This window comes from Cupriavidus sp. C1SS-2L, assembly GCF_057073735.1.
Genome location: NZ_CP172710.1, coordinates 39361 through 52071 on the forward strand (window position 1 = coordinate 39361; position 12711 = coordinate 52071).

Consider the following 12711-nt stretch of genomic DNA (forward strand, 5'->3'; position numbering starts at 1 on the left):
AGCCTTGGCGAGGTCGCGGAGCACCGCTCGGGCATCGACGCGTTCTTCGCCAGCCCACCAATACCGCATCGATAGCGCAAGCCCGCCAGTAGGCGTCCGATTCCCAGACACCCGCGTGCGCAGTCGTCGAATATCCGGACACCGAGTCAGGACACCATGCGACTAGCGGTGCAACCAAACAGTGCTTTCAACTCATTGATTTCCTTCACATAGCCAGCCTTTCTGGCTGGATCTGGGCCACCTTGGCATGAGCCTTGCCATGCATTGGCCGTGGGGAGATCCCACTACGACGACACCAATGACAGGAGGCAATATGCAACCGCAGTCCACCGTACAGGTGATGGGCATCGATGCCGGTGGCACGATGACCGACACATTCTTCGTGCGCTCGGATGGCCGTTTCGTGGTCGGCAAGGCGCAAAGCAATCCCGGCGATGAATCCCTTGCCATCTATAACTCGTCCGAAGATGCGCTCGCACACTGGGACCGGACAGTGGATGACGTTTATCCGGAACTGGTGACCTGCGTCTATTCCGGTACGGCCATGCTCAATCGCATTCTTATGCGCAAAGGCCTTGATGTTGGCCTGATTTGCAATCGAGGCTTCGAGCAGATCCATTCGATGGGGCGCGCGCTGCAGAGCTACTTGGGTTATGCCCTGGAAGACCGCATTCACCTGAATACGCATCGCTACGATGAGCCCCTGGTGCCCGTTTCACGCACCCGTGGTGTCACCGAGCGCACCGACGTGCAAGGGAAGGTAGTCATCCCGCTGCGGGAAGACGAAGTCCGCCAGTCCACCCGCGAACTGGTGGAGGCCGGCTCGCAAGCCATCGTCATTTGCCTGCTGCAATCCCACAAGAACGAATCGAGCGAGCAACGCGCCCGGGACATCGTGCGTGAGGAACTGAAGAGGCTGAAGGCAGATATTCCCGTCTTCGCCTCGGTGGACTACTATCCGTCGCGCAAGGAAAGCCACCGGATGAACACCACCATCCTGGAGGCCTATGGCGCAGAGCCGTCGCGCCAGACGCTGAAGAAGGTCAGCGACCGCTTCAGGAAGCACGGAGCCAAGTTCGATCTGCGCGTGATGGCGACCCATGGCGGCACCATCAGCTGGAAAGCCAAGGAACTCGCACGAACCATTGTCTCCGGCCCAATTGGCGGCGTGATCGGCTCTAAGCTGCTCGGTGAGGCCCTGGGAGACGAGAACATCGCGTGCTCCGATATTGGCGGCACCAGCTTCGACGTGGCGTTGATCACCAAGGGCAACTTCGCCATCAAGTCTGACCCGGACATGGCTCGTCTGGTCCTCTCGCTGCCCCTGGTAGCCATGGACTCGGTCGGCGCGGGCGCCGGCAGCTTCGTGCGTTTGGATCCCTACAGCAAGTCCATCAAGCTTGGCCCGGACTCTGCTGGCTATCGCGTCGGCACCTGCTGGCCGGAAAGCGGTCTCGACACCGTTTCGGTTTCCGACTGCCACGTGGTGCTGGGCTACCTGAATCCGGACAACTTTCTCGGTGGCGCCATCAAGCTCGATGTGGAACGCGCCCGCCAGCATATCAAGGCGCAGATCGCCGATCCGCTCGGCCTGTCGGTGGAAGATGCCGCGGCCGGCGTCATCGAGTTGCTGGACCTGACGCTGTCCGAATACCTGCGCGCCAATATCAGCGCCAAGGGCTACAACCCGGCGGAGTTCACGTGCTTCTCCTATGGTGGCGCCGGCCCCGTGCATACCTACGGTTATACGGAGGGGGTAGGTTTCAAGGACGTGGTCGTGCCCGCCTGGGCGGCTGGCTTCTCGGCCTTCGGCTGTGCCTGCGCCGACTTCGAATATCGCTATGACAAGTCGGTCGACGTCGGTGTCGCACAACTCGCGCCGGACGGCGATAAGGCTGCCGCCTGCAAGACCTTGCAGGAAGCCTGGTCCGAATTGGCCATCAAGGTTATCGACGAGTTTGTCCTCAACGGCTACAAGCCCGAAGACGTGCTGCTGATCCCCGGCTACAAGATGCAGTACATGGGCCAACTGAACGACCTTGAAATCGTATCGCCGGTGACCAGTGCTGCCACCGCAGCCGACTGGGACAAGATCGTCGAGGCCTTCGAGACCACCTATGGCCGGGTGTACGCCAGTTCCGCGCGCTCGCCGGAACTGGGCTTCTCGATCACCGGCGCGATCCTGCGCGGCACCGTCGTTACCCAGAAGCCGGTACTGCCGGAAGACCCGGATGCGGGCCCATTGCCGCCCAAGGAAGCCTATCTCGGCACCCGCCCCTTCTATCGCCACAAGAAGTGGGTGGATGCCGCACTGTGGAAGATGGAGGCGCTCAAGGCCGGCAACCACATCGTGGGCCCCGCCATCATCGAATCCGATGCCACCACCTTCGTCGTGCCGGATGGTTTCGAGACAACGGTCGACAAGCATCGCCTGTTCCACCTCAAGGAAGTGAAGTAAGGAGACAAGCCATGAATATGATGAGCAACAAGGAAGTGGGCCTGGGCAATCTGCTGCAGAACGGCAAGACCCTCAAGGAGCTCCGCGACGCGATCATCGCTCGCACTCAGGCGTCCGGCCACTACAACGGCCTCGACAAACTGGAGTTCCGCGACAGCGACCCGATCGGCTATGAGAAGCTGTTCTCCAAGCTGCGCGGCGGCTTGGTGCATGCCCGCGAAACCGCGAAGAAAATTGCCGCCAGCCCCATCGTCGAGCAGGAAGGCGAACTCTGCTTCACGCTCTACAACGCTGTGGGTGACTGCGTGCTGACCTCGACCGGCATCATCATCCACGTCGGCACCATGGGGGCGGCGATCAAGTACATGATCGAGAACAACTGGGAGGCCAACCCCGGCATCAATCCCGGTGACATGTTCACCAACAACGACTGCTCCATCGGCAACGTGCACCCCTGCGACATCGCCACCATCGTGCCGATCTTCTGGGAGGGGAAGCTGATCGGCTGGGTAGGCGGCGTCACCCACGTCATCGACACCGGCTCGGTAACGCCGGGCTCGATGTCAACCGGGCAGACGCAGCGCTTTGGCGACGGCTACATGATCACCTGCCGCAAGACCGGCGTGAACGACGAGCCGCTGCGCGACTGGCTGCACGAGTCGCAGCGCTCGGTGCGCACGCCGAAATACTGGATCCTCGATGAGAAAACCCGGATCGCTGGCTGCCACATGATCCGCGAACTGGTCGAAGAAGTGATTCGTGCCGACGGCCTCGAGGCCTACGAGAAGTTCGCCTATGAGGTCATCGAAGAAGGCCGCCGCGGACTGCAGAGCCGCATCAAGGCGATGACCCTGCCTGGCAAGTACCGCAAGGTTTCCTTTGTCGACGTGCCCTACAAGCATGACGACGTGCAGGTCTCCAACGCCTTCGCCAAGCTCGACTCCATCATGCATTCGCCGGTGGAGATGACCATCAAGTCGGACGGCAAGTGGCGCCTCGACTTTGAGGGCGCGAGCCGCTGGGGCTGGCATACCTTCAACGCCCACCAGGTCGCCTTCACTTCCGGAATCTGGGTGATGATGTGCCAGACCCTTGTGCCGACCCAGCGTATCAACGACGGGGCGTATTTCGCTACCGAGTTCCGCTTGCCAAAGGGCACGTGGTGCAACCCCGATGACCGCCGCACCGGCCATGCCTATGCCTGGCACTTCCTGGTCTCGGGCTGGGCGGCGCTGTGGCGCGGCCTGTCGCAGTCCTACTTCAGCCGCGGCTATCTGGAAGAGGTCAACGCTGGCAACGCCAACACCTCCAACTGGCTGCAGGGCGGCGGCATCAACCAGGACGGAGAGATCCATGCCGTCAACAGCTTCGAGGCCAGTTCCTGTGGCACCGGCGCCTGCGCCGTAAAGGATGGTCTCAACCACGCTGCTGCCATCTGGAATCCGGAAGGCGATATGGGCGACATCGAAATCTGGGAGATGGCCGAGCCGCTGCTCTACCTTGGCCGCAACGTCAAGGCTAATTCCGGCGGCTACGGCAAGTACCGCGGCGGTTGCGGGTTCGAGACGCTGCGCATGGTGTGGAACGCCCAGGACTGGACCATGTTCTTCATGGGCAACGGCTTCATGAACAGCGACTGGGGCATGATGGGCGGCTATCCGTCCGCGACCGGCTATCGCTTTGAGGCGCACAAGACCGGCCTGGACCAGCGCATCGCCATCGGCGACTCCCTGCCGCTCGGCGGCGACATCGACCCTGGCAACCCCGACTTCGAGCGCCACATCGATGCCACCGCCGAGGTCAAGCGCGACAAGCAGTGCATCACGACGGAGGACTGCTACGCCAACCATGACCTGTACCTGAACTACCTGCGCGGTGGCCCGGGCTTTGGCGACCCTCTCGACCGGGACCCGGAAGCCATCGAAGCGGACCTGAACCAGAAGTTCCTGCTGCCGGCCTACGCGCAGAAGGTATATGGGGCTGTCTTCACCCAAGACGATAAGGGCGTCTTTACCGTGGATGCTGCCAAGACCCAAGCACGCCGTGCCGAAGTTCGCAAGGAACGCCTGGCCCGGGCGCTGCCGACACGGGAATGGATGAAGGAAGAGCGCGAACGCATTCTCAACAAGCACGCGTCCGTCCAGGTGCAGCACATGTTCGCCACCAGCTTTGCCCTGTCTGAGAAGTTCACGCGGGAGTTCAAGGAATTCTGGAGCCTGCCCCCCGACTGGCAGGTGCGTGAAGAAGAGCTGGGCGTGCCATCTTACGGCGCCAAGCACCGCATGGACCTCTCCCTGCTGCCCGATGTCACCACCGTCGTTCAGGTCGAAGAGTAATCACCGCATCCAGGAGTTGAAACATGTCAACCTATACCAATGAACAGGTCGCCCACCTCGTCGATGGTTCCCTCGATTGGGAGACCACCTTCCGCATGCTCTCGATGCCCAAGGACGAGAGCCGGTTCGCGCAGTACCTGTCAGCCTTGCAGGCCAAGGTGAACTTTCCTGACCGCATCGTGCTACCGCTCAGCCCGCACATGTTTATCGTGCAGTCGGTCAAGAGCAAGAAGTGGGTAGTCAAGTGCGACTGCGGTCACGAGTTCTGTGATTACCGCGAGAACTGGAAGCTGCATGCTTCGATCTACGTGCGAGACACCGAGGAGGCAATGACCGAGGTGTATCCGAAGCTGATGGCCCCCGACACCCAGTGGCAGGTGTATCGCGAATACTACTGCCCATCGTGCGGCACCATGCACGACGTCGAAGCGCCTACCCCGTGGTATCCCGTGATCCACGACTTCGAGCCCGACATCGAGGCCTTCTACAAGGAGTGGGTGAATCTCCCGGTGCCGGAGCGAGCGTCGGATTAAGCGTCGCCTGAATCGGAGGGCAGGCGAGCCTGCCCTCTGAGAACGGGCGAGCTGGGACTCAGTAAGGTGTATGAAGAAGTGGGCGCCCTATGAGGCAGCGCGAGCAAAGGCGAGCTGTATCGTCGTGCTTGCTTCCCTAGCTCACCAACCAGTCCGAAATCGAATCACTAACGACGGCAACGGAAGGCAGCATGAACACCAACCTCGCGCATATGCTGGTCCGCACAGCCCGCTCATGAAGATCAAAAGAAGCGACGGAAACCGAGTGCAACGCACGCACGGATTGGCTGATTCGAGTCAGAGAGGCCATTGCATCGCGAGGCTTCGCTGTTTGCGAGCCTCAGGTGAACGACAGCCAACCGCTCCCACGCAATTCCGCGAACAAGCGTTCGGATTTGTCGGCGTCGATCAACAACGGTCCATGGTAGGTTTCGTCACGCACGGAGATGAAAGAAAGGGTGGGTTTCCCCTTGCGTGCTGCGCTCAAGCTTTTGGGGTGGTGCGTACTCCGGTCTGTTGATCGTCATCTGTCGCTTGCCTTTCTTTAGTGCTTGCGCGCCGCGATCACCCGCTCATTCAGACCCCGTCTGTAAAGCGTGGCGAGTTCGTCACGCTGTTCCTGGATGCAAGCTTTCAGCCCTGCCCGCATCTCCGGCACGTCTGTCGCGCCCAGCAATCGCGACCGTGGCCGTCTCCGCCAGATATCGATCCTGGTCTGCACGCGCCAGCGGCGGGTTCACGTAACGCAGGTGGGCATCGAGAAAGCTCGAAACCTCGGCCACATGCACCCATCGAAGCAGGGTCGGGTCCGTGGCGGTGTAGGGATGTCCATCTGCACTGACGCCGGCAATACCCCGGTGAATGCCGTTCACATGCCCGATCAATCCGTTGGCATCGCGGACGCTGCCGTAAGTGGTGCAGGCTACGAACTGGGCGATGCGCGCCAAGCGGCCGCGCATGTCCTGCCGATAGATCGACTGTTCCGGCACACCGGCCAATGCCAGCGGATGCAACGCCTGAAGCATCAGCGCACGGATGCCACCGACCAGCATCGCCGGAAAGTCGTCGCGCACCTGCCAGCAGGCGGCGGCCGGACCGAACAGGCCGGGATCGCCGTGAGGTGTCGAGAGATCGATGGGGTGGCCCGTGGACGTGCGCGTCACCGACCAGATCTTTCACTCGATGCGGCGCCGCAGCGCCTCGATTGGCGAACAGTGTCTCGACAGAATCGCTTCCATATCCCCGTGCCTCGCAAGAAAGCATGGATTCCATGGGCGCCGCATGAGGAATTGCGAGGCCCGCGTGACAAAACGATCGGCACGAAAAAGAAGTGATCGCCTGGCACAAGGGTTTGCCGGCTCCGGCAACATCCGGTGGAGCATTTGCCGTGAGTTTCAAGCCGGAAATCCGAAGAGCCTCGCGAAGTCTTGCACGCGCTCCCGTGGCATTCTCATCTTATTGACCTTGGCTTCCGGGTCCCCGTATCCCATGGCCATACCGAAGGCGGTTACTTCTTCCGGTGGCATGTGCAGATGCGGGGCAAGCACGTCATGGAACGGCGCGAAGGAAACCTGCGGGCATGTGTCGATGCCGCGCGCTTTCGCGGCGATCATCAGGTTCTGAGCGAACAAGCCGATGTCGATCCAGCTGTGCGGCTTCAATCTGCGGTCGATGCTGATGATGAGGCCCACGGGTGCGCCGAAGAATGAGAAGTTCTGTTCGGTCTGCCGCGCGCGCGCCAGGTGGTCGTTGCGATCAATGCCGAGCGAGGCGTAGTAGCGTGCCCCGAAATCGATCAGTCTCGCGCGGAACACGTCCGGCAATGGCTCAGGGAAATGGGCCGGGGCGGGTGCAGTTCCGGCGCGGGAGGCAGCGACCAGGGCATTGGCCAATTCATCCTTGATCGCGCCGCTAACCACATATACCCGCCACGGCTGGGTGTTGGCCCCGCTCGGCGCGGTCGCGGCTGCTTCCAGAATGTCCTCTACGTCTTCCCGGCGCAGCGGCTCAGGCCTGAAGGCACGGATGGCCCGCCGGGCGCTCACGACGTCGGCAATGCATCTGGTGACCGTTTCCTGCGACCATTCAATTGGCGCTTCTACCATGGCTTACTCCTGCGGGACGTCGTGGTACGAAATCCGACCAGCGGGCAGGAAAAACAGCGCGATCACAGCGCCACCCTTCGCTTCCGGATAGTGATGACTGCCTGGCGCCGGGGCGGTCCAGCCACCGAAGCACCAGCCATTCGGTCCGTTCAGCGCGGCGCCGGGATTTAGCGGAATGACCATGTTGAACTCGCCATAGGGATGCCCATGGTATTGCCCGCGGAATCGATGGTCAGGGTGGCCTTGCCTGTTGCCGGTGCTATCCATATACACAGCTGTGATGCTGAAGTGAAGCGTGCGCTCGCAGGGCTCGGCGATGCGGCTGCGGCGGTACGCTGGGCCTTCGATCTCGACGTTCGCTGCCCAGCCGTTCTCCACGCCCTTCCTGACCAGGCAGGCCAGGGTCTGGTAGAGCTCGCTGTCAGGGCCGTACTTCTCGTTCAACCAGCGCTCGACCGCAGTGCTGGTAGTCAGGTCCTTCACTTCCTCAAGGAATGGGATGCAGCGCCCGATCAGCGCTTCTCGATCCTGGATAAGGGTTTTGGTCGTCATGGTGTCGATTCCTGTCAAACGGCTGGATGTCATCATGCGCGAACCATGAGTTGAATGGAATTGATGTCTTTGCAATTGCATAATGCATGCTATTCAATCTAGGGGCAACATCATGAGCATCGGCCGCACGGACCTGAACCTCTTGAAGGTGTTCGAGGCAGTCTACGAGGAGCGCAACTTGATACTGGCGGGCAAGCGCCTCAATCTCACGCAATCGGCGGTTAGCCATGCGCTCCGCAGGCTGCGCGAGCTTGTCGGCGACGAGCTTTTCATGCGCATGGGGAAGGGCATGGTGCCGACCGGCCGTGCCACGGCGATGGCGCCAGCGCTGCTGGACTCACTGCGTCGCATCGAGGACGCGCTAGGCGTGGAGCTGTTTTCCCCGCAGACATCAAAACGGCGCTTTGTCATCGCGGCGAATGATCACGTCACGGAAGTGATCGTTGCGCCTTTGTCCCGCGAGTTGCAAAAGGCTGCCCCAGGCGTGGACCTCGTCATCCGACCTTCCACGCGGCTGGACTTGGCCGAGCAGATCGACCTGGGACGCATCGACCTTGCCATCGGTATCTTTTCCCAGGTTCCGCCCCGCCTGAACTCCCGAGCGCTGATGTCCCAGCGAGAGTCAATCTTGATGTGCAAGCGACATCCTGCTTCCCGACGGAAGCTCACCATCCGAGATCTGGCAAAGTACCCCCTTGTCACCCTATCCGTCGGCGGGCAGGAAGAAGGCGCGGTAGGGGGGTTCATCGTTGAGCGCGGCCTCGCGCGGCAGTCGGAGATGTTCGACCGGCGTGCGTTAGAGAAGGCGCTGCTTGAGTCGAAGGCGATGTCGCGGTTGAGGGTTACCGTTCCGCACTCGCTCGCCATTCCAGCGCTGCTTCGTGATACGCACATGATGTCGATTGTGCCGGCTTCGCTGGCAGTGGCTCTCACCAAGAGCGGCGACCTGATTTGCCGTCATCCGCCGTACCAAGCAGGAATTGAGACCATGCGTGCGGTTTGGCATGAACGCGACGACTACGACGCCGGTCACTCCTGGCTTCGCGAGATGATCGCGAAGATCGCTCAAGCCGTGGAAGAGGCGCTCGAGTAGTAGTCATGGCATGCGCCCCCTTGGCTGGAGGGGCGACTTCGCCTCCGGCCAAGATGCGGTCTTAAAGGGTTGGTCGGGATTCGAAAAAAAAATCCGCCACATCTTCGCTAAGCCGCTGGTTTGAATATGAAATCGATCGATGGATCGAGTGGCGGCACGCGTCGTTGCAGGTCGAGCAGCTAATCGCCGAATCGGTTGATGTGCTCGCGCCGGTAAGAAGACAACGCCTTGAGAACTTCTGCAGTCACCGGATGCCCGCACCCGTGCAATTCCTTGAGCTTGCGCGACATCCACTGAACGTTGTGAAGGATGACCATGTTGGCGACCAGCTGGTTGTACTTGATTACCTTGCGCTGTTCGTGCCGCAGATTTTCGGCGATGACGCCGTCGCCGCCAAACATCAACCACTGCGAGAAGTTATTGAACTGCTGCAAGATCAGCGTGCGGATAACGCGGCCCAGTTCCGTAAAGCTTTTTCTTCGTGCTCTCAGAGCCCAGCCGGCGGAGGATGGTACGCGGAGGGATTTCCATTGGGATTTCCATTCCCAATGCGGCGGTCTGTCCCACTTCGAACTCGCACTTTGGATCCCATCGAATCCTACATTTATGCGCGGCGCAGACATCTTCACGGAGCTTGTTCACCATGCGGAGGCTGGATGATTTCGTACCGAAGGCGCACCCACTGCGTTCGATCCGCACTATGGCCAACCAGGCGCTGCTGAAGATGGACAGGCTGTTTGCGCATATGTACGGGCCCGATATCAAGGGTGGCCAGCCCAGCATCGCGCCGGCAAGCTGCTGCGAGCCATGCTGCTGCAGGTGCTCTACAGCATTCGCTCCGAACGTCAGCTCATGGAGCAGACGCAGTACAACCTGCTGTTTCGCTGGTGCATCGGGCTGTCGATGGACGATCCAGTTTGGGTGCCCACGGTTTTCACCAAGAACCGCGAACGGCTGACGAAGCATGATGCAGTGATCCAATTCTTTCAACGAGGTGCTGGCCATCGCGCAGAAGAAGAATTGGCTGTCGGGTGAGCACTTCAGCGTGGACGGCACGCTGATTCAGGCGTGGGCAGGCCACAAGAGCTTCGTGCGCAAGGATGGCGGAGACAAGGACGACAACGACGGCGGCAATTTCAAGGGGCGCAAGCGCAGCAACGAGACGCACAACTCCAAGACCGGTCCCGATGCCGAGCTCTACCGCAAGGGCAAGACAGCCAGCTAGCTTCGCTACATGGGTCATACCCTGAGCGACAACCGCCATGGCCTGGTGGCCATGGATTTCGTTGACGAGATGTACTAATGCGAAGGAACGATGTCCTTCGTCGCCGTGGCTCGTCGTGTGCTCAGCTGTTTCGCCACGAGCGCTACGGTTGCAACAAAGGCGGGCACGGTCAGTATTGTGAAGATGGCTTCCAAACCTAGACCGAGGTGCAGCAGTTCCGCGCCGAGCAGCGCGCCGCTGATGCCACCGAAACGGCCGATGCCAAGCATCCAGGCGACGCCCGTGGCGCGGCCCCGCGTGGGGTAGAAGCCGGCGGCCAGCGTCGGCATCGATGCCTGGGCTCCGTTCATGACCGTACCGGCCAGAAAGATCATCAGGCCGAGCAAGACCTGGTCGGCCAGGCTGCCATGCCCCACGGCGTAGATCAGCACACCAGCCAGTGCGTACATCGCTGCAATCACCTTGTTCGGGTTCATGCGGTCCATGAGCCAACCTGCCGCAATCGTGCCGATGCCGCCGCCTAGCGGAAAGAGTGCCGTCAGGAAGGACGCGCGCTGGAGCGAAAACCCGGCGTCTTTCATCAGCGTCGGCATCCAGCTGGTGAGCAGGTAAAAGATGACGAGTCCCATGAAGTACGTCAGCCACAGCATGACCGACCCGAACCGATAGCCCGGCGCCAGCACCGTCGCAACGGCCGAACGTGTGGCGGGTGCGGCTTCGTGGATCGTGAAGCGGTCCGCGCCGGCAACGTCGGCGTCGGTCACGCGGCGCAGCACCGCGCGGATGCCGTCCGCCGGGTATTGCCGCACTACCATGTAGCGGATCGATTCAGGCAGGGTGCCTGTCAGCACGACTGCCAGCGCCAGCGGCACGACGCCACCGACCACCAGCACGCTGTGCCAGCCGAACTGCGGAATGATCGCCGCCGCGAAGAAGCCGCCCGCCGCTGATCCGAGGGGAAAGCCGCAGAACATCGTGTTCACCAGCACGGCACGCTGCCTTGCCGGTGCGTACTCGGACATCAGCGTGACGGCATTGGGCATCGCTGCACCAAGGCCTAGGCCGGTCAGGAAACGCAGTGCGGTCAGCCAGGACAGTGTCGGCGCGAAGGCTGTCGCAAGGCTGCATGCGCCAAAAAAGAACACAGACAGCACCAGTACCTTCTTCCGGCCGACATTGTCGGCCATCGGCCCGGCGAAGATCGCGCCGAATGCGAGGCCGAACAGCGCGGCGCTCATCACGGGCCCGAGCGTGGACTTGTCGATGCCCCAGTCCTGCACGAGCGCCGGCGCTACATAGCCCATGGCGGCCGTGTCGAAGCCGTCGATGGCAACGATCAGGAAACAGAGGACAAGGATCAACCATTGGTATGCGCTGAGCGGACGGTTGTCGATCAGCGTCTGGACGTCGACCGTGCCGGTGAAGCTGCCGGCCTGTTGGGGGCTTGGTGAATGCATGTCTCTCTCCGGGTGAGGCAGGGGTATGCGCAGCGCGCTCCGCCTAGACTCGCGAAGCGCCGCTGCAAGGTGTCGCGGCTTTCGAGCCGCGTTGTTTTATCTGTGCCGCGCGTAGCGCCGGCAGGCGTCGCCGAATCGCGTAAACAGCGCCTGCGACAGGCGGTCGTTGCGCGCGGAGACTTCCGGATGCCACTGGACGCCGATGGCAAAGTCCGCGCTGTTCACGCGGATCGCCTCGACCAGCCCGTCGGCGTGCGTGGCTTCTACGGCAAGGCCCTCGCCGATCGTGCGGATGCCCTGCGTATGCAGTGAATTGACCACCGCGGTTTCGGTTCGCAGCCAGTCCCTGAGCAGGCCGTCGGACGCCAGCGCGATCGCGTGCTTGTAGCGGTAGCGGGCGTCCAGCGCCTCCGCTGGATCCTCGCGATGGTCGTCGGCGTGGCCAGCCTTGTAGATGTCAGGGTGCAGCGTGCCGCCGAAAGCCACATTCATTTCCTGGAAGCCTCGGCAGATGGCAAGGACCGGCATCCCGCGCGATACGGCCCCCCGAAGCAGCTGCATGGCCACGTGGTCGCGCGCAGGGTCGACAAGAATGTTCGCGGGCTCCTCTGCGCCATACAGTGCCGGCGCCACGTTCGAAGCGCCGCCGGGAAACAGCAGGCCCGACAACACGACAAGGTACGGGCTCACATCGGTGATGTCCTCGGTGGCGGGAATGAAGATCGGGGCAACCAGCGAGACCTCGCTCAACGCGCGGCGGTAGCTCTCCTTGACGCTGTGCAGATCGTGGTCACCCACGAAAAACCGGTCGCAGACGATGCCGACCACGGGCACATCAGGAGAACACGTTGAGGATGGGGGTGACGACATGTTGTTGGCGTTGTCTGGTTTATTGCATGCGGATATTAGATGGCTGCATGCAATCATGGCAAGAAACATCAATCTAAAGTGA

General features: G+C 61.5%; 9 protein-coding genes and 2 pseudogenes. 5 read left to right on the forward strand and 6 right to left on the reverse strand.

What is annotated here, in order from left to right:
• Positions 1-313 precede the first annotated feature (313 nt).
• The 3 genes from ACIGJG_RS30835 to ACIGJG_RS30845 are packed head-to-tail and all read left to right on the forward strand — an operon-like array spanning position 314 to position 5327.
• Positions 314-2458 (forward strand): hydantoinase/oxoprolinase family protein, encoded by a 2145-nt coding sequence (locus ACIGJG_RS30835; protein WP_011295929.1) that lies wholly within the window; start codon positions 314-316, stop codon positions 2456-2458.
• 11 nt (positions 2459-2469) lie between these two features.
• Positions 2470-4794, forward strand: a complete 2325-nt coding sequence (locus ACIGJG_RS30840; protein ID WP_140953318.1) for a hydantoinase B/oxoprolinase family protein — start codon at positions 2470-2472, stop codon at positions 4792-4794.
• 23 nt (positions 4795-4817) lie between these two features.
• Positions 4818-5327, forward strand: a complete 510-nt coding sequence (locus ACIGJG_RS30845; protein WP_140953319.1) for an acetone carboxylase subunit gamma — start codon at positions 4818-4820, stop codon at positions 5325-5327.
• 608 nt (positions 5328-5935) lie between these two features.
• Here the strand turns inward: ACIGJG_RS30845 and ACIGJG_RS30850 are convergent.
• The 3 genes from ACIGJG_RS30850 to ACIGJG_RS30860 form a co-directional block, all read right to left on the reverse strand.
• Positions 5936-6490 (reverse strand): oxygenase MpaB family protein, encoded by a 555-nt coding sequence (locus tag ACIGJG_RS30850; protein ID WP_425333018.1) that lies wholly within the window; start codon positions 6488-6490, stop codon positions 5936-5938.
• 231 nt (positions 6491-6721) lie between these two features.
• Positions 6722-7432, reverse strand: a complete 711-nt coding sequence (locus ACIGJG_RS30855) for a nitroreductase (RefSeq protein WP_220632175.1) — start codon at positions 7430-7432, stop codon at positions 6722-6724.
• Between the two features lie 3 nt (positions 7433-7435).
• On the reverse strand, positions 7436-7984 hold the full coding sequence (locus tag ACIGJG_RS30860; protein WP_140953235.1) for a 4-hydroxylaminobenzoate lyase: 549 nt from the start codon (positions 7982-7984) through the stop codon (positions 7436-7438).
• A 112-nt stretch (positions 7985-8096) separates the two neighbouring features.
• Between ACIGJG_RS30860 and ACIGJG_RS30865 the strand changes: the two genes are divergently transcribed.
• Complete coding sequence (locus ACIGJG_RS30865) at positions 8097-9077, forward strand: LysR family transcriptional regulator (protein ID WP_140953236.1); 981 nt, start codon at positions 8097-8099, stop codon at positions 9075-9077.
• A gap of 107 nt (positions 9078-9184) precedes the next feature.
• Here the strand turns inward: ACIGJG_RS30865 and ACIGJG_RS30870 are convergent.
• A pseudogene (locus tag ACIGJG_RS30870) lies at positions 9185-9602 on the reverse strand (Tn3 family transposase); the annotation flags it as partial.
• 81 nt (positions 9603-9683) lie between these two features.
• On the opposite strand from ACIGJG_RS30870, the pseudogene ACIGJG_RS30875 reads away from it, so the two are divergent.
• A pseudogene (locus ACIGJG_RS30875) lies at positions 9684-10365 on the forward strand (IS5 family transposase); the annotation flags it as partial.
• A gap of 11 nt (positions 10366-10376) precedes the next feature.
• Here the strand turns inward: ACIGJG_RS30875 and ACIGJG_RS30880 are convergent.
• Complete coding sequence (locus tag ACIGJG_RS30880) at positions 10377-11759, reverse strand: aromatic acid/H+ symport family MFS transporter (protein WP_220632174.1); 1383 nt, start codon at positions 11757-11759, stop codon at positions 10377-10379.
• Between the two features lie 96 nt (positions 11760-11855).
• The gene (locus ACIGJG_RS30885) at positions 11856-12629 is read right to left on the reverse strand and encodes a gamma-glutamyl-gamma-aminobutyrate hydrolase family protein (protein WP_483674215.1); all 774 of its coding nucleotides are present in this window, start codon (positions 12627-12629) and stop codon (positions 11856-11858) included.
• Between the last annotated feature and the right edge of the window lie 82 nt (positions 12630-12711).

What these genes read in the sequence shown, in the direction of transcription:
- ACIGJG_RS30860 (WP_140953235.1), bottom strand. Translation starts at nt 7,984, where the DNA reads ATGACGACCAAAACCCTTATCCAGGATCGAGAAGCGCTGATCGGGCGC.
- ACIGJG_RS30885 (WP_483674215.1), bottom strand. Translation starts at nt 12,629, where the DNA reads ATGTCGTCACCCCCATCCTCAACGTGTTCTCCTGATGTGCCCGTGGTC.
- ACIGJG_RS30880 (WP_220632174.1), bottom strand. Translation starts at nt 11,759, where the DNA reads ATGCATTCACCAAGCCCCCAACAGGCCGGCAGCTTCACCGGCACGGTC.
- ACIGJG_RS30840 (WP_140953318.1), top strand. Translation starts at nt 2,470, where the DNA reads ATGAATATGATGAGCAACAAGGAAGTGGGCCTGGGCAATCTGCTGCAG.
- ACIGJG_RS30845 (WP_140953319.1), top strand. Translation starts at nt 4,818, where the DNA reads ATGTCAACCTATACCAATGAACAGGTCGCCCACCTCGTCGATGGTTCC.
- ACIGJG_RS30835 (WP_011295929.1), top strand. Translation starts at nt 314, where the DNA reads ATGCAACCGCAGTCCACCGTACAGGTGATGGGCATCGATGCCGGTGGC.
- ACIGJG_RS30865 (WP_140953236.1), top strand. Translation starts at nt 8,097, where the DNA reads ATGAGCATCGGCCGCACGGACCTGAACCTCTTGAAGGTGTTCGAGGCA.
- ACIGJG_RS30855 (WP_220632175.1), bottom strand. Translation starts at nt 7,432, where the DNA reads ATGGTAGAAGCGCCAATTGAATGGTCGCAGGAAACGGTCACCAGATGC.